At 61.0% G+C, this 17,600-nt stretch carries 14 protein-coding genes; 1 reads left to right on the top strand and 13 read right to left on the bottom strand.

Features of this window, described 5'->3' with window-relative positions; genetic code table 11:
• Positions 1 to 213: 213 nt before the first annotated feature.
• The 13 genes from GOQ28_RS16440 to GOQ28_RS16380 form a co-directional block, all read right to left on the bottom strand.
• Complete coding sequence (locus tag GOQ28_RS16440; RefSeq protein WP_160349225.1) at positions 214 to 1,155, bottom strand: LysR family transcriptional regulator; 942 nt, start codon at positions 1,153 to 1,155, stop codon at positions 214 to 216.
• A 7-nt stretch (positions 1,156 to 1,162) separates the two neighbouring features.
• Positions 1,163 to 2,575 carry a CoA transferase gene (locus GOQ28_RS16435; protein WP_160357212.1) on the bottom strand — a complete coding sequence of 471 codons (1,413 nt, stop codon included), beginning with the start codon at positions 2,573 to 2,575 and terminating at the stop codon, positions 1,163 to 1,165.
• Positions 2,565 to 3,347 carry an enoyl-CoA hydratase-related protein gene (locus GOQ28_RS16430; protein ID WP_160357211.1) on the bottom strand — a complete coding sequence of 261 codons (783 nt, stop codon included), beginning with the start codon at positions 3,345 to 3,347 and terminating at the stop codon, positions 2,565 to 2,567. Before GOQ28_RS16430 ends, GOQ28_RS16435 begins: the two co-directional genes overlap by 11 nt.
• Positions 3,337 to 4,530 (bottom strand): CaiB/BaiF CoA transferase family protein, encoded by a 1,194-nt coding sequence (locus tag GOQ28_RS16425; RefSeq protein WP_160357210.1) that lies wholly within the window; start codon positions 4,528 to 4,530, stop codon positions 3,337 to 3,339. Before GOQ28_RS16425 ends, GOQ28_RS16430 begins: the two co-directional genes overlap by 11 nt.
• A gap of 10 nt (positions 4,531 to 4,540) precedes the next feature.
• Positions 4,541 to 5,524, bottom strand: coding sequence for a Bug family tripartite tricarboxylate transporter substrate binding protein (locus GOQ28_RS16420; protein ID WP_160357209.1), 984 nt, complete (start codon positions 5,522 to 5,524; stop codon positions 4,541 to 4,543).
• A gap of 39 nt (positions 5,525 to 5,563) precedes the next feature.
• Entirely contained in the window at positions 5,564 to 6,787 is a 1,224-nt protein-coding gene (locus tag GOQ28_RS16415; RefSeq protein WP_442862111.1) for an alpha-hydroxy acid oxidase, read from the bottom strand.
• 255 nt (positions 6,788 to 7,042) lie between these two features.
• Entirely contained in the window at positions 7,043 to 8,155 is a 1,113-nt protein-coding gene (locus GOQ28_RS16410) for an NAD(P)/FAD-dependent oxidoreductase (RefSeq protein ID WP_160357208.1), read from the bottom strand.
• A 36-nt stretch (positions 8,156 to 8,191) separates the two neighbouring features.
• On the bottom strand, positions 8,192 to 9,568 hold the full coding sequence (locus tag GOQ28_RS16405; protein WP_160357207.1) for an NAD(P)/FAD-dependent oxidoreductase: 1,377 nt from the start codon (positions 9,566 to 9,568) through the stop codon (positions 8,192 to 8,194).
• Positions 9,559 to 9,861, bottom strand: a complete 303-nt coding sequence (locus GOQ28_RS16400) for a (2Fe-2S)-binding protein (protein WP_160357206.1) — start codon at positions 9,859 to 9,861, stop codon at positions 9,559 to 9,561. The genes GOQ28_RS16405 and GOQ28_RS16400 overlap by 10 nt, the downstream gene beginning before the upstream one ends.
• A gap of 5 nt (positions 9,862 to 9,866) precedes the next feature.
• On the bottom strand, positions 9,867 to 11,522 hold the full coding sequence (locus GOQ28_RS16395; protein ID WP_160357205.1) for a thiamine pyrophosphate-dependent enzyme: 1,656 nt from the start codon (positions 11,520 to 11,522) through the stop codon (positions 9,867 to 9,869).
• Positions 11,519 to 13,246 (bottom strand): hydantoinase B/oxoprolinase family protein, encoded by a 1,728-nt coding sequence (locus GOQ28_RS16390; protein ID WP_160349235.1) that lies wholly within the window; start codon positions 13,244 to 13,246, stop codon positions 11,519 to 11,521. The genes GOQ28_RS16395 and GOQ28_RS16390 overlap by 4 nt, the downstream gene beginning before the upstream one ends.
• A gap of 10 nt (positions 13,247 to 13,256) precedes the next feature.
• Positions 13,257 to 15,368: a hydantoinase/oxoprolinase family protein gene (locus GOQ28_RS16385; RefSeq protein ID WP_160357204.1), complete on the bottom strand. Its 2,112-nt coding sequence runs from the start codon at positions 15,366 to 15,368 to the stop codon at positions 13,257 to 13,259.
• Positions 15,369 to 15,439: 71 nt separating this feature from the next.
• Entirely contained in the window at positions 15,440 to 16,396 is a 957-nt protein-coding gene (locus GOQ28_RS16380; protein WP_160349237.1) for a LysR family transcriptional regulator, read from the bottom strand.
• 123 nt (positions 16,397 to 16,519) lie between these two features.
• Here GOQ28_RS16380 and GOQ28_RS16375 point away from each other — a divergent pair, with 123 nt between their 5' ends.
• Complete coding sequence (locus tag GOQ28_RS16375; RefSeq protein WP_160357203.1) at positions 16,520 to 17,488, top strand: Bug family tripartite tricarboxylate transporter substrate binding protein; 969 nt, start codon at positions 16,520 to 16,522, stop codon at positions 17,486 to 17,488.
• Positions 17,489 to 17,600: the final 112 nt, after the last annotated feature.

Raw genomic sequence — 17,600 nt, 5'->3', positions numbered from 1 at the left:
GCCGATGATAGTGAACATTCGTTTGTGAAAGTAGGTCATCGTCAGGCTCTTATCCTCAAAACCCCATCGGAGATCTCCGGTGGGGTTTTGTCTTTGCGGCGGCGCCTTAACCACGCCCAAAGACTCGGCATATACACGCTATAACGCATCCTAAAAGCCATGCAAAAAGCCCGACGAAACGATTCGTCGGGCTTTATTTATTTGAAGTGCGCCTCAGGATACAGTGTGTCCGTTCACGGGGCTATGCAAAACGCTGACGTCCTGCGGCTTGAAGTTCACCACTTGGCAGGCGATATCGAGACATGCACCTACCAAAGGCCGTAAATCGCGTTCGCGCGAAATGAGAAAGTAATCTAACGCCGCGAGTGGTGGCACGCCGCGCAGCCGTACTAACGTGCCCGCTTCAACAAGTTGATTCGCCCAAGATTCCGGCAGTACGCCCAAGCCCAACCCCTGTATAAGCAACTGGGCAATGACCGCCCAACTGTTGCAGTGCAGACGTCGAGTTACCAGGGCGTCAATGGAACGCAGAGATTGCTCGATGATGAGCGCAGTGCCACTGGAGGGGGGCAGCGAGATCAAAGCCACATCGGGCAACATGGCTGAGAGCCTGCCTTCGCGCTCGCGTGCGAGGTCCGGCGCGCAGACCCAGACGAACCCGGCACTGCCCAGGAATTCGGCTTTGATACGAGTATCCGTTGGACGGTTGGCCACTACCGCAAAATCAAGATCCCCTTCCGCCACGCGGCGGGCCAGGTTACCTAATGAGCTGCCGGCTTCCACCACGGGGTCGAGTTGCAAATTGGGATGCGCTTTTTGCAGTTGGGCAATGAAGGACGCAAGCCAGGTCAGTGCGCTTAATTCCCCCACGCCGAAATGGCATCGTCCCCGTAAACTTTCAGTTTGCCGGCCAAGGCCAACGATGTAGTTCGCTTGTTTGAGTAGCTGTTCTACGTGGGGCAATAACTGTTCTCCCTCGCTGGTCAGACGAGCGCGTAGCGAGCTTCGGTCGAAGAGAATGCTGCGCAAGCTGTGCTCGAGGTCGGTGATGCGCTTGGATAGTGTCGAGACAGAGATGTGCAAGCGTTCGGCGGCCACCATGAAGTTTGGGCTGGTGGCCGCGAGGTAGAACGCTTCGAGCTGTTTGAGTGTCATCGGGAAATCAAGGGCTGCGCCAAGTCGCCGGCGAGCTGCCCAGTGGTTGCGAACCGCAAATTTCCCCTGTCTTCATCCCGAGGGAATTGACGGCAGGGGCGACATGATGCGTCGCGCCGAATGCGCCTTGGTACGTAATCATCCTTGGCTCAAGAGCATCGAATTTGTCGTCGCCCCGATGCGCAGGGTCTGCCCAGGCTAATAAATACGTCGCTACGCGTGCTAATGATACCTGTACCGTCCAACTGCCGCCGTGACGTTGACGCTGGCGCAGCGCGCCTAGCACGCCGACAATGCCCAACTGGCCGGTCAGGTAGTCAGTCAGCAAGCGCGTGGGGGACAAGGACGGTTTGCCATCTTTCTCATGTAGCGCAGCGATGCCCGTGGCCGCTTGTACAACTTGATCGAATGCCTTGCGGGTCGCCCAAGGGCCAGCAGGTCCGAATGCACTGACGGCAACATAGATAAAGTCGCGTCCGCCACGACGTGCGATGTCATCAGCGTCAAGTCCGAACTGGGCGAGCGCGCCAGGTCTCCATGAGTCGACGATCACATCAGCCTGTTCAGCCAACGCTTGCACGTGGGCCAGATCGCCCGGCTCATGCAGATCGGCGAACGCATTGCGCTTGCCGATTCCGGTATCGAGGATCTGTGGCAAAGGGTCTGGTTGTGCGGGTGAGGATACTCGTAGAACATCACCGCCGCACAATGCGAAATGCCGGGCGATTATGGGGCCGGCGATCACATGCGATAGATCAAGCACGCGTTGACTCGCCAGATCTGCGCGGACCGCCGCGCCGGGACGCAGCGCGCGCTGCATCAACAGCGGTGAGGCCGCCGTAGCCCTTCCTGCTTCGCTGCTCAGCCAGGATTCTGGTGTGCGGACGTACGCGCCCGGCAGCCCGCGCTCGGCGGCCGTTGCCTCCAATTCATCTGCGCTGTACCGGCTGATTGCTGCTGCGATCGCAGACTTCGTATTTGCGCAGTTCAGCAATGCCAGCGTGCCATCGCGCAGATGAGGGTACGACCCTGAAGTTAAAAACCAGTGTCCGTCCGCCGTCGCATAGAAATCCGATTTCAGTTCTCGGCTGTGCGATGACTGGGGAAACCGGTGGCGATGGATACGCTGAAAATGGGTCGGCTCTAATCCCGCCAGCGCTTGCGCGGGCGAGACTTCGTAGCGATCTGCTTGGGTTGCGGGTGGGCTGGCACCGGCCTCGGTGGCAACCACGGCCGTTGCATGCGCGACGGCCAATTGGAAGGCTGCCGCGATTTCTGCCAGCGGCAACGGCGAATCCAAACGCGGGCACGGTGCCGTCAAGGTGAACGCAGGCACGCCAGGCAGGCCCGCGCTTTTCAGCACATCGTTAGCAATCGTGAGGATGCGCTGCTCGGACGTGATGGCGCCTTCATTTTCCATGGAACACCGGTGCGCGTTTGGCCGTGAATGCCTCGCGCCCTTCGATATAGTCGCCGCTGCGGAAACAATCGAAGATTGCGTCTTTGCAAGCCTGCCAGTCCCGTGCCTCGGGGGAAGCGGAAGTCTCGATCGCCAGTTTGCTGGCGCGATGCGTCAAGGGCGCCAGACTCGCAATGGTATGGGCCAGCGCGATCGTGTCGTCGCGCGACTGAATACGATTAATCAGGCCCATTGCGCAGGCTTCCGTCGCAGAGTAGCGGCGGGCGGTAAACATGATCTCTTTGGCATTGGCCGGGCCTACCAACTGCGTCAGACGGTGTAGCCACAGTTCGTGATAGCCGACACCGACTTTACCGGCCGGGATGCAGAACTGCGCCTGCTCAAGGCCGTAGCGCATGTCGCAGTGCAAGGCGATCGCTACGCCGCCACCGAAGCAGTATCCATTGATAAATGCAATGGTCGGTTTACGCACCGCGCCGATACGATGCATGGCGCGTTCTACTGTGGCGTTATAGAGGCGTACGTTTTCTTCGGAGTTGCGTTTTTCCCCGAACTGCGAGATGTCCGAGCCGGCCGCGAAGGCGCGGTCGCCCGCACCTTCGAACAGGATGACGCGTATTCCGTCGTGGTTTTCGAGCTCGTCGAGCAGACCCGGCAGCGATTGCCACATGTCGAAGGTGAGTGCGTTGTGCTTGACCGTATGGTCAATGATGACGCGGCCCAGGTGTTGATCGACTTCGATACGGATGCGGCCGTGGTTATCAGATGACATGTTCGTTCCTCAGTTGCTGCAGGGCTTCGCCCTCGATGCCGATCTCGGCCAGGATGGATGCATTGTCTTCCCCTGGCATGGGGGCCACACGCCGGACTCCGGGCTGATGATCGCCGATACGGAAAGGTTGGCCCACCAGACGGATATCGCCCAGTTTTTCGTGTTTGGCCGGCCATGCGATGCCGAGGTGCTGTACCTGCTCGTCCTCGAAGGCCTCTTGCACGTTATTCACTGCCCCGCATGCCAGACCGCTGGCGTTGAGGTGTTCGATCCAATATCCATTGGTCTGCGTGGCGAAGATCTGTGCGATTTCCGCGTTCAGCTCGTGGCGATTGGCCGAGCGCGCTTTGTTGGTGGCAAAGCGCGGATCGCTGAGCCAGCTTTCGCGGCCCATCGCCATGCAGAAGCGTTTCCACATCACCGTGCCGGATACGCAAATGTTGACTTTGCCGTCCAACGTATCGAAAACGCCGGTCGGGATGATGGTTGGGTGGTCGTTGCCCACCTGCTTCGGTACTTCGCCGGCCACCAGATATCGGGCACACTGAAAATCCATGGTCGCAAGCATGGATTCGAGCAGCGAGGTGCGAACCCATTGGCCGTGACCGGTTTTTTCGCGTTCGTATAGCGCGGTCAAAATGCCCAAGGCGCCATACAAGCCGGCAGTCGTGTCGGCGATGGCGATGCCGGCCCGCACCGGGCCTTGGCCCGGCAATCCGGTCACCGACATCATGCCGCTCATGCCCTGAATGATCTGGTCGTAGCCAGGCCGCCGCGCGTAGGGGCCGTCCTGACCGAAGCCGGAAATGCTGGCGTAAATCAGGCGCGGGTTGCGCTCTCGCAGCGTTTCGTAGTCGATACCCAGTCGTTGCTTGACGTCGGGACGATAGTTCTCTACCAGCACATCAGCGTGCGCCGCCAGTTCCAGCAGCAACGCGCGTCCTTTTTCGGATTTCAGATTCAGGGTGACGCTGCGCTTGTTACGGTGTAGGTTCTGATAGTCGGGACCCAGGCGCATTCCGCCCATCTCGTTCTCGTGCTCGGGATCGACAGGTTCCTCGATCTTGACCACATCGGCGCCCCAGTCAGCCAGGACGCGCACAGCCGTGGGGCCCGCGCGCACACGGGTCAGGTCGAGTACGCGCACACCACTCAGTGACAATCGGTCGTGTTGTTCAGACATTTGATTTTCCTTACTTCACTGAGAATTTTTCGAAGTTCATTTCGGCGGTCGTATCCGCCCACATCTGGCGCTCGCTGGCTACCTTTTTGGCGAAGTCGTCCGCGGAACCGGGCGCTGCTGCTACGCCCTGACGCTCGTACAGCGTCACGACTTCGGGAGAGGCCAATGCTTTGTTCAATGCTTGATTCAAGGCCTCGACACGCTCTTTCGGGATTCCGGCTGGGCCAACTAAGCCGTACCAAGTCGGCTTGTTCAGCTCTTCCATATTCAGTTCGGCATAGGTCGGCACGTCGGGCAGACTTTCCAGGCGCTTGGGGGCTTGCACCGCCAGCGCACACACTTTGCCGCTCTTGATATGGGTCATCGCCGAGCTGACATTGTCAAACACTGCGTGAACCTGCCCCGCGTACAAGTCGTTCATCGCGTTGGAAAGACCGCGATAGGGCACATGCAGCATATTGGTACCGGTGGCTTGCAGGAAGCGAGCGCCGTTCAGATGCGAAAGCGAGCCCACGCCTGCCGAACCGTAGGAGTATTTCTCCGGATTGGCCTTGAGCGTTTCGAGGAATGCCTTCATCTCGCAGTTGGGGGCAACCGATTTATCGACCACCAGCACGCCGGGCGCAGTGATGAGGCCGCCAATGAAAGTGAAGTCCTTCACGGAATCGTAGGGCGATTCGGTATAGATGTTTGGCGCGATGGCATGGGTCGTTGCCGAGGCCACGCCCAGCGTGTAGCCGTCGGGTGTGGCTCGCCGGACGAAATTCATGGCGATCAGGCCGGCGGCGCCGGCTTTATTTTCGATGACGACCGATTGGCCCAGGGCCGCGCCCATGGCTTGCTGAATGGCTCGCGCCGCTGTGTCGGTGGGGCCGCCCGCGGCCATCGGCACGACAACCGTGATGGGCGCGTTGGGGAACGACTCTGCGACGGCGGGGGTTATCTGTCCGGCGCCTAATGCGGCCAGCAGGACGGTCAAAGTGGTCTTTTTCATGAAGTTCTCCTCATCATTTTGAAGTTTTTTGAGTGCGCTTTATACCTGTAGAAGACAATGCGGCCCGAGCTCGTTCAAACGGCTGACCCCCAACATGGCCATATTGCGATCGATCTCGGCGTGCAGCAGTTCGCTGGCGCGAACAACGCCGGTCTGACCGCCTATCGCGGCGGCGCATATAAAGGGGCGGCCGGTAAAGACGTAGCGGGCTCCCAATGAGAGAGCAATCAGCACGTCGCTGCCTCGCCGGATCCCACCGTCCATCATGACCGTCATGCGTTGGCCAACGACATCGGCGATGGTGGGCAATACACGCAAGGGTGCGGCAGCGCCGTCGAGTTGCCTGCCACCATGGTTCGAAACAATGATGCCGTCCGCACCGACGGCGAGTGCCTGACGGGCATCGGGCACCGATAAAATCCCTTTGATGACGAGATTGCCGCGCCACTGACGGCGTATCGTTGCAATGTCGCCCCAGGTCAGATGATCGCGGCCCGTGGTATCGCGTACGGCCTTCGCGGAAAAGGCGGGCGCGCCACGTTCGGCGAAGGAATTTTCGAAATACGGCATGCCGCGCGTGGTCAGGGTTCGCAAGAGCGTGCGCGTCAGCCAGCCCGGATGGGTAACGCCCTCCCATGCCAGACGGAGCGATGGTCGCAGCGGCAAGGAAAAGCCGGCGCGGATATTGTTCTCGCGGTTGGCCCACACGGGGATGTCCACGGTGATGACCAGCGTCTCATAACCGGCACGACGGACACGCTCGATCAAGGCGGAGCGGCGCGCGGCGTCACCGGGCAGGTATGCCTGGAACCAACTGCCAGGAGCGTTCTCGTGAATATCTTCCAGACGCATCAGCGATGATCCGCTCATGATCATGCAAGCGCCGACTTGTTGTGCGGCGCGGGCCATCGCCAGATCACCCTCGTAAGCCAGCAAGGCGCTGATGCCAACGGGCGCTACGCCAAAAGGCACGCGGTAGCTGCGGCCAAAGAGGGTGGTCTGAGTAGAACGACTAGAAACATCTGCCAGCACCCGCGTGATCAGCTGATATTGCTGAAAAGCCTCGCGATTGGCCGCCAGCGACCGGTTGTCTTCGGCTGCACCCAGCACATATTCACGCAATGGTCCTGGAAGATAGCGGGCGGCGGCACGCTCGAAATCATTGAGATTGAGCGCCTTGCGAATTGCTGCGGGAAGCCCGTCGGTGCGAGCTTCGTAAGCGGCCTGGCTGGACGGTGTTGTCGGCGGGTACGTCGTCATCATGTCGCAAGACTACCGACACCGATCAATTTGAGAAAGTGAAATTATTCGGTCTGGTTACTTCTAAAAAATCGAAATAGCGGGCGGCGTCTATCTCCACGCATTGGGGATTCGCGCGGGGATTTGCGACCGTGGATGCGTCTTCAGAAATGAAACGGCCTCCAGGTGTTTTCGTCCTGAACCTGGCGGACGGAAGGCCGGATGCGCGTTGTAAGAGATGAGAAAGTGGATCGGCCGGATGCGAGACGGCCGGGACAATTACTTTGCCGCCCAGCGGTCGACGGCGAATCGTTCCGCCATCATGAGTTTTCCCGTGCCCGTCAACATTTCCGCCACGACTTCGCCCACGGCTGGCGATATCTGGAAGCCACCGCCGGAAAAGCCGAATGCGTGAATCACTTGTGGCGCCTTGGCGCTAAAGCCGATGACGGGGTTCTTGTCGCTGAAATAGCCTTCGATGCCGGACCAGCAGCGAATGACTTGGGCATGGGCGAGCGCCGGAATGATGGTGGGTGCGGTGCGCCCGAGCTCCACGAGAGCGCCCGGGCCGGGCCGAGAACGGTCACCCGGGATGGCGAATCCATAGCCTCCGCCCATGACCACGTTGCCGCGTGCCACCTGGCGTGCGTAGAAGCCCCCGCCTTCGACCCCGAGAGATACCGATATCTGCGGCGTTAGCGGCTCGGTCACCAACATCGTGGGGTATTTGATCTGCAGCGGAATCTCGTCGCCGAAATGGCGCGCGATCACGGCGCCCCAGGCGCCAGCCGCATTCACCACGCGTTCGGCCCGGATGCGTCGGCCATCTTCCGCAGTGATGAGATAGCCGTTGCCGACGGGTTCGATCTGCGTGACGGCGCAATGTTCTAGCAAGCGTGCACCCGCGCGCACGGCCGCTTGTGCGAAAGCTGGTGCGACGAGGCGAGGGTTGGCCTGGCCATCCTCGGGGCAGAGCGAGCCACCCACGATGGAGGGGCTAAGCGCGGGGAAAAGGCGTCGTAGCGTGGCGCCATCCAGAATCTCCAGACCCAGATCGAAGTCGCGCACTTTGTCGCGGTAGGCAATGAGCTTTTCGAGATCCGCTTCGGAGCGGGCTAACTTGAGATGGCCCGACCGGATGTATTCGCCGTCTGTACCAAGGAGCTCGGGCAGGCGTGCCCAAATGGTATGAGCCCGTTGGGCAAGATGCAGTTGTTCGATTGATCGGCCTTGGCGACGCACGCCGCCGAAGTTCACGCCGCTGGCACGCGCGCCACAGAGTCCGCGTTCAATCAAGACCACGGGCACGCCGGCGCGGCGCAGCGCGAGGGCCGCACTCGAGCCGACCAGACCGGCTCCGATGATGGCAACTTCCGTGTGGATGACTGTCATGATGGATGAACGATAGAGGTTCGACGCGCGCGTGGATCAGCAGGCTTCGCCTAATGCAGCGAGGTTTAGCGGTTTGATGGGTGCTTGGCTGCGCAGGCGACCGATGGATGACAACGGTACGTTTTGGCATTGAGCCAGGAGTTCGGCGGCGCCCGTGTGACACATGCGACCTTGGCATAGGCCCATGCCGATGCGGGTCAAGGCCTTGAGTCGATTGAGGTCGGTGATGTTGTATTCGATCGCCGCCTTGCGCAGCGCGCCAGCGGTGATGCTCTCGCAGCGACATACCGTGACGTTATCGTCGCAAGACTTTGGGACCGCGGGCTGCGGAAAGGCTTGATACAGGCCCCGGCGAAAACGCGCGTAGGCGGCTTGTTTACGCTGCAGAGGCGCGATCCGATGTTTGTCGATGGGAACACCGGCATCATTCAGCATTGCTAGCGCGGCGCGTTCGCCGGCCCATTCCGCGACGATGGCGCCTTGGATGCCCGCACCATCGCCCGCGAGGTAAACGCCGGGCGTCGTGCTGCGGCCGTCCGCGTCACGGCGTGGCAGCCACGCACGCTGTGCGTCGTCAAAGTCGAAATCGCAGTCGAGCAGGTCGGCCAATTGTGTTTCCGAACGCAGTCCGTGACCGACGGCGATAGCGTCGCACGCGATAAACCGAGTGGAGCCGCCAATCAAAGCGTTCACGCCTTCGACACGGCCAGTGCCCGTCGCGGCGGTGATGTGCGCGTCATGGTGGATAGGAACGCCATGCGTGCGCAGCCATGACAGGTAGTACATGCCCTTGGCCAGCGTCAGCGGGGCATTCAGCAAGGCGGGCATCGCGCGAATCTGTGCGGATTGTGGTGCGCTATCCAGAACCGCCAGAACCTGTCCGCCCGCCCGCGCGTATTGGTAGGCGACCAGATACAGCAAGGGGCCGGTGCCCGCGAAAACAATGCGCGGGCCAAACAGGCAGTTTTGGCTCTTCAATGCGATCTGCGCCCCGCCCAGCGTAAAGACTCCCGGTAAGGTCCAGCCAGAAAACGGCAGTACGCGATCCGTTGCGCCCGTGGCGAGCAGCAGATGGGTGTATGGAATCGAATCGATGTGTCCGTTGTGGATGACGTCGAGCTGGCCGGGCACGGCATTCCACACGGTCGTTTGTGCACGATAGTCCGCACGCGCAGCGTTGTCCGCGCCCGCCGCATGGATGGCTTGCGCGCGTTTCCATTCAAAGCCGTAGCGGTGGCGCGCGTGCGCACGACCGGCTGGACCCTGACGATAGATTTGTCCGCCAGGGAGTGCCACCTCGTCGATGATGACGGGACGCACGCCATGTTGCAGCAGCGTTTGAGCAGCGCGTACACCGGCGGGACCTGCACCGACGATGACCATTTGTGCAGCGCTTGTGGTCTCTATCGACATGGCAGTTCTCCGGGCAAGGCATTGACCAGCGCCATACCGGATTCAACCGGTGTGGAGCAGGCGCGCAGCCGCTGTCCCTGCTCAGTCTGCACCCAACAATCCTGACAAGCGCCCATGAGACAGAATCCCGCACGCGGCACGTTGTCGCCGATCGTGCGGCGGACGTGGTCGGTCGCAAGCAAGAGGGCGGTCAGGATGGTGTCTCCCTCCTGGGCAGTGAGGGGTTGCCCATTCCAGGTGAATGTCACGCGAGGGGCATCGGGCGCGCGCACACGGTGCAGCAGAGCAGTCATGCGGATTAACTCGTTTTGCGAATCTGAGTGAGCGTGCGATCCGGCAAAATCAGGTCGGCATCGTAGCGCAGGTCAAGGATGGCCGGCATGTTTTCGCGTTGCGCAAACGCAAGCGCGGCATCGTAAGCGGCGGCAAAGTCCTCGGTACGGGTGATCACGCGACCGAACCCGCCATAGCTTTGCGCCAGGACCGCGAAATCGGGATTAACCAAATCGGTGCCCAGGGGCCGGCCCGGATAAGCGCGTTCCTGATGCAGACGTATCGTGCCGAACAGGCCGTTGTTAAACACCAGGATCACAATACCCAAACGATACTGTGCGGCGGTGCCAACTTCCTGCATCGTCATCTGGAAACAACCGTCGCCGGCGAAACAGATCACCGCGGCATCGCGTTTATTCAACTTGGCCGCGATCGCGGCGGGCAAACCATAGCCCATGGCGCCCACGGCGGGCGCGAGTTGGCTACCTAAGCCTTTAAACGCAATGTGGCGATGCGCATAGAGCGCGTAGTTGCCCGCGCCGACCGTCACGCAAGCGTTGGCCGGCAAGGTACTGGCGACATGACGCGCGGCGATGTTCAGATCCAGCGGCCCCGGCATGGGTGGCATCTCGGCGGCCGCTTGCATCGCTTGCGAGCCACGGCGGCGAGGTTGCCATCCTGCCGTAGGATGCAGGGTCTGCACGGCATCGGCGAAACCGCTCACGCTTGCGACGATACCGAGAGCGGGCACGCAGAGGCGGCCGATCTCGTTGGCATCGGGATAGATATGCACGAGCGTTTGTTTCGGTACGGGCGAAGCAAGCCACTGATAATTTATCGTGGTGGGTTCGCATAAGCGCGTGCCGAGTGCGATGACCAGATCGCTCTGCGTCACGACATCTTTCTGGTGCGCCGGCATGCTGGCGCTGACTTGGCCCACGAAGTTGGGATGATCGTTGTCGAACAGTTCGAGACGCCGCCACGCAGTGGCAACTGGCAGATCGAAACGTTCGGCGAACTCGCGGATGGTGTCACGCTCAGAATCCGACCAGCGCGCGCCGCCTAGTAATAGTAAGGGACGCTCTGCCGATTCGATGAGCTCGCGCAGCCGCACCATATCGTTGCTTGCGGGACTGCCTTGTGAGGCCCTGGGCAGCGGAGCAAGCGGCGCATCAACGGTCTGCGCCAGCATGTCGTCGGGCAAAGCGAGGACGACGGGGCCGGGCCTGCCGCTGGTAGCGATGGCCCAGGCGCGCGCGATGTACTCAGGAATGCGGTCCGCACGTTCGATTTGCGCCACCCATTTCGCCAGGGGCGCATACATGGCGCGATAGTCCACCTCTTGAAAGCACTGGCGGTCTACCGTGTCTGTGCCAACCTGGCCAATGAACAAAATCATTGGCGTGGAGTCTTCGCGTGCGGTGTGTACGCCAATGGCGGCGTTCGTGGCACCCGGGCCGCGCGACACGAAACAAATGCCAGGTTCGCCCGTCAGTTTGCCGTGCGCCTCGGCCATGTAGGCCGCGCCGCCTTCCTGGCGGCACACGACGGATTCGATGACATCGCGCCGTCCGTATAGCGCGTCGATGCAAGGCAGAAAGCTTTCGCCTGGCACCATGAAGACGCGGCGCACGCCGTAGGCCTGTAGTTGCGCGACGAGGAGCTCTCCGCCGTTCATCATGCTTGGTTCCCCAGCGCGCGGGCGACGTGTTCGACGCCATAGTCACGCTCCGCGGCTGCACGGCTGACTTTGCCGCCCAGTACGTCATCGCGAATGGCGGAGAGCTCGCGCTCTGCCGGGGCACCGTATCCGCCGCCTCCCGGGGTTTCCAGGCGAACGGATTGACCCGCGGGTAGAGCGTACCCCGATATTTTGTTGGACAGGCGTTTCTCGTCGCTGCGACCGGCATTTAGCACGACCCGCGAGGTTCCGCCGGACAAGCCACCATTCAGACCGGCCGCGCCAAACAGCGCGGCATCACAGCGCACCGAGCAGGTCAGACGATCGTCGAGGGACCGGATCTGGCGAGCGATGCCCATGCCTCCACGATAACGGCCGGCGCCACCGCTGTCTTCCACTAACGCATACTCCTCGACGAGCAAGGGGTACTCAATTTCGAGCGCTTCGGCGGGCAGGTTGGAGGTGTTGGTCACATGGACCTGAATACCATCCATGCCGTCGCCTTGAGCTCTGCCACCTGCGCCGCCGCCGAGCGTTTCCAGATAAACGAATGTGCCGTTGCCATCGCGTTTCGGCCCGGAAAACAGCATCGACGGCATCACGTCATTGCACGAAGCCATCGCGCGATCACCGGGTAACAGCTGACCGATCGCGCCAATGACCGTGCCTGCGACGCGTTGCGCGGTCGTCACGCGAGCGCCGATAGCGGCGGGGAATATCGGATTGGTGATGGTGCCGGCCGGGGCACTGATCGTAATCGGTTGGAACAGGCCGTTGTTAGGCATCAGCTCCGGATCGAGCGTGGCCTTGACCGCGAAATAGACGCTTGCGTTGAGCGCACTGGCGGGCAGGTTAAACGCGCCGCGCGCCTGCGGGCTGGTGCCCGTGAAGTCGACATAGAGTTGGCCATCGCGCGCATGCACATTGGCCTGGATGGTCACCGGGTCGCCACCCAGACCATCGTCGTCCATGCGCTCGATGAACGAAACCGTTTGATCCGGCAACTGGCGTATGCGATTGCGCAGTCGCCGCTCCGTGTATTGCAAGATGCCTTCAATCGCTGACAGCACGGTGGGCAAGCCGGATTGCTCGACCAGTTCCAGCATCAGTTTCGCACCCTTGTCGTTGGTTGCGATCTGCGCACGGATATCGTGCATGCGGTTGTCGGGTTCGCGCGTGTTGTGCGCGATCATTTCCAGCAAGTCGATATCGAGCTCGCCTTGGCGCACGATGCGCATGGCGGGCAGGCGGATGCCTTCTTCCCACACCGTTTTCAGATGATGCGAGGTCGAGCCGGGAACCGCGCCGCCCACATCGGTATGGTGGCCGATGTTAGCCGCGAAAAATCGCAGCACGCCGTCGCAGAAAATCGGGCTGATGACGGTGATATCCGGAGCGTGCGTACCACCGGCCAGGTAGGCGTCATTGCACAGAAAGGCATCGCCGGGTTTGATGCCATCGGCGCCATAGCGGCGCAGCACGGCGTCGATGCCGCCCGACAGCGAGCCTAAATGCACCGGCACGTGCGCAGCCTGTGCGATCAGCCGGCCCGCGGCGTCGAAAAGCGCCACCGAGCAGTCTTTGCGTTCTTTGATGTTGGTCGAAAACGAGGAGCGGATCAGCGTGTTGCCCATCTCCTCGGTGATCGACAGCAGCCGATTGCTAAACACCTCCATTTCAATGGGATCGAAGGCGTCCGCGGCGGAATTTGATTGCTTGGTCATGGCAGTCGCGTCAGGCATGGAGGTTGATGATGAGGTTGCCGTATTGATCCGCCTGGGCCACTTGCTGGGGCAGGACCACCGTGGTGGAACTCATTTCTTCGATGATGGCGGGGCCTTGAATCGGCGTTTCGACTGGCAGGGCCGCGCGGCGATAAATCGGCGTGTCGACCCAACCGGTCTGTTCGAAATAGACTTGACGACGTTCCTTGATCGCGGATTCCAGACTCGTGCCGCCAGCGACTTTGGCCAGCGGTGCGCGCGGAACAATGCCTACGGCACGCACGCGGCAGTTGACGATCTCGACCAGCCGCCCTTCGGCGTCGTAACCGTACTCACGGACGTGCGCATTGCGGAACGTGGCGAGGAAGGTTTCGAGCTGCATCAACGTCATGCCATCGAGCGGGATGGGGATCTCGAAGTTCTGGCCTTGATAGCGGGCGTCGATGACGGCGGACAGGCGCTGGTTCGAAGCCGCGACGCCTTCGCCGTCCAGCCACTCGCGCGCACGCTCGGCGAGCGCGTCGAGGGCTTGCTGTACGGTAGACCATTGCGTGTCGGTGGCATGCGCCATCAAGGTCTGTACGAAGTCCATCGAGATATCAGACAGCAAAATGCCACGTGCGCACATGGTGCCGGGCTCTTGCGGAATCAGCAGCGTGGTGATGCCACAGTCGCGTGCGAGTTCAGCAGCATGCAGGCCACCGGCGCCGCCAAACGAGCACAGGGCGAACTGGCGGATATCGTGACCACGTTCGGTCGATACCGCGCGCACGGCGCGCGCCATGTTGGAGTTGGCGATGCGCAAAATGCCGTAGGCCGCGTCTTCCAGGCTCAAGCCCAGCGGTTCAGCGATCTGTTTGCGCATGGCATCTCGCGCCTGTTCCGCGTAGACCGCCATACGGCCCTCGAGCAACGAGACCGGATTGAGGCGGCCGAGGACCACGTGGGCATCGGTGATGGTGACGATCGTGCCGCCACGGTTATAGGCAATGGGGCCGGGCACGGCGCCCGCGCTTTGCGGGCCAACCTTCAACGCGCCGGCATCGTCGATGCGAGCGATACTGCCACCGCCGGCGCCGATGACATGCACATCCACCATCTGCGTTTTGACCGGGTAATCGGCCACCAGGCGGCTGGACGTGAATAGCGGCTGCAGGTCGGCGATCAAGGACACGTCCGTGCTGGTGCCGCCCACATCGAAGGTAATGAGGTTCGGCGTCCCGGCCACGCGTCCGAGTTCGGCCGCGCCGATCACGCCGGCAGCCGGCCCCGATACGCAAGTGCGCACGGGGGCGGTAAGAACGGCCTCGACAGACATCAAACCGCCGTTCGAATGCACGGTCGTGGGCGGTGTGGTCACGCCCATGTCGCGCACCGAGCTCACGAGATTACGCATATACGACGCCATGCGTGGCCCGACGTAGGCGTTAAGCGTCGTCGTGGACATACGCTCATATTCACGGAACTCCGGCAGGATCTCGCTCGATACGCTCAAGTACACATCGGGCAGATATTGCGCGAGGATGTCGCGCGTGCGTTGTTCATGCGTCGGGTTGCGATAGCTGTGCATGAAGCAGATCGCCACGGCCTCGACTTTCGCTTCAACGAGCTGTTGCGCGACGGCAATGACTTCCGCTTCATCCAGCGCTTGCAGCACCGTGCCGTCTGCGGCGACGCGTTCGGTGATTTCGAAGCGCAATTCGCGGGGCGCGAGAGGGGCTGGTTTGGTGACGTTGTAGTCGTACAGATGCGGGCGCGTCTGGCGGGCGATTTCCAGCACATCGCGAAAGCCTCGCGTGGTCACCAGTGCGCAACGCGAACCACGGCGCTCGATCACCATATTCGTGGCGACGGTCGTGCCATGGCCTACGTGCACCAGCTCCGAACCGGCGATGTCGTGCGCTTGCATCAGATGCGCCAAGCCGGTTTGAATCGCCTCGGAAGGATCGTGCGGGGTCGAAGGCACTTTGAAGTAATGCAGCTCGCCACTGTGCTCGGCCAGCAGCGTGAAATCAGTGAAAGTGCCGCCCACGTCGAAGCCGACGCGGTAACGGCGTGCGCCCGTAGCGGAAGCGTTCTGGGTCACGCGTATCTCCAGGAATACCGGCGCGACATGCGCCATCAAGATTCCGGAATGCTATCGATGCCCCGTCATTCGGTCTAATCAAAGATTAGTATTATTCGTCATCACTGTTATGAATGACTGTCGAGGCCTGGGGGCTGCGGTTTTTTCGTCTGCTCGAATTGCATGCCCTGCGCCTGACAAACGGTCAGTATTTCCTCGCGCAACCAGCGGTGCGCCGGAATATCGTCCGAGCGTTCGTGCCAGATCAGGTTGACCGTGCGCGGCGCAAAAGGAAAGGGGGCTTCTACCGCTTCCAGCAAGTGGTTGTAAGGGCTATTGCGCACCGCGTTGTGCGGTAGCACGCAGATCAGATCGGTTTCGGCAAGCAGCCGGGGCGCGAGCGAGAACTGGTTAACGGTCAACACCACATTACGGCGATAGCCATGCGCGGCAAGCTCGTGATCGACCAGCGACGAGACGCCCAAGAGGCTCACCATCAGATGTCGGGCGCGCAGAAAATTATCCAAGGTCAGTCGGGACTGCGACAGCAGGGGATGACCCTTGCGCATCGCGCACACATAGGTAAGCGTCTCCAGCGGCAAGGTGCGCAGCGAAGAGCCCAGGTTGGAATAGACGCCGGCGGCCATATCGACTTCGCCTTTTTCCAGCATCTGTCCGGCGTTATCCAGGGAATAGGGATGCAGGTGAATGCGGATATTCGGGGCGACGGTCTGTTGTTGGACAAAGAGTGGGCGTATGACCTGATCGGCTACATAATCCGACATCGACAAGCGAAACACCGCTTCCGAGCGCGCCGGTTCGAAATCGTTTCTCTCGAGTGTGTCGGCGATGCGGGCCAGGGCGTCGCGGATCGGAGGCCACAGCAATTCGGCGCGTTGCGTCGGCAGCACGCCGCCGGGAACCTTGACGAATAGCGGATCCTTGAGCGTCAAGCGCAGCCGGTTGATGGCGTTGCTCACGGCCGGCTGCGTCATATGCAGGGCGGCGGCCGCGCGCGTGACATTACGCTCTGTCATGATGGCGTTGAAGATACGCAGCAGGTTTAAGTCTATGGCGCCCAGCATGTCGGACCGTTATCAATTTCCGTGATGATGTTTTATTTTAATTGTTGATTAGTCTTGATGACGCAACCAGCCTTAAGCTTACGAGCGTTTTGAAGTTGCCCGTAAATTCAGGGGAATGGGTCCATGGTCAAAAAACTGAAAGTGATGTTCGCTGCCTGCATGGCGGCATTGAGTCTGTCAGCCGCCGCGGCAGAAGACTATCCTACCAAGCCAATCACCATTGTTCTGCCGTATGCCACGGGCGGCTCGGCCGACTTGCTGGCGCGACTGGCAGCCCAAGCCATCCAGGACAAACTCGGCCAGTCCGTGATCGTTGAGTCCAAGCCGGGCGCGGGCGGCGTGCTGGGTACCGAATATGTGGCTCGCGCCAAGCCCGACGGTTATACGCTGTTGGTGACGGCCAGCGGCACCATGGCGGTGAATCCCTATGTGTACAAGTTGCGCTACAGGCCGCTAGAGGATTTCGAACAGGTAACGGTGTTGGTGGACTTGCCGTTTGTTGTCGTCACCAACAACGAGTTCCCGACCAAGAACCTCAAGGAATTCGTCGACTATGCACGCGCCAACCCCAATGCCATTCGCTTTGGCAATGCGGGCATGGGCACGCAGCAGCATCTGACGCAAATGATGATCGGACGCGCGGCGGATGTGCAGCTCAACATCGTTCCCTATAAAGGCAGCAGCCCCGCGATGAATGATTTGCTGGGCGGTCATATCGATGCCGTGCTCGATAACACGGGCGTGCAGACGCCATTTATTAAATCGGGCAAAGTGCGCCCGTTGTTTGTGACCGCGCCGGAACGCGTTGCGGCGCTGCCGGACGTGCCCACCGCAGCGGAAGCTGGCCTACCCGGGTTCCAATCTGTCGCGTGGTTTGGTCTGGCCGCTCCGCACGGTACGCCAGAGGCCGTGGTGGCGAAAATTCAACAAGCCGTGGCCGAAGCCTTCGCCAAGCCAGAAATGCAACAGCGACTGTTAGACGTGGCGATGATCCCGAAGGCGTCCACGCCCGCTGAGACCACCGAGCGGGTCAAGGCGGATCTGCAAACCTTTGGCAAGATCGCCAAGGAAATTGATCTGCAGCCCATGTAACGCCAGTGCGCGCGCCGCAAGAGCGGCGATGAGAAGCGAGCAACGCCCGACGAATGCAATTTCGTCGGGCTTTTTTTTGTGCGGGAAGCACACCCTTGAGGGGATCTTTACC

The organism is Bordetella sp. 02P26C-1, assembly GCF_009763255.1.
Lineage (GTDB): Bacteria > Pseudomonadota > Gammaproteobacteria > Burkholderiales > Burkholderiaceae_B > Bordetella_A.
Note: the sequence above shows the minus strand (reverse complement) of the source record. Positions and strands in the feature narration are given on the sequence as shown.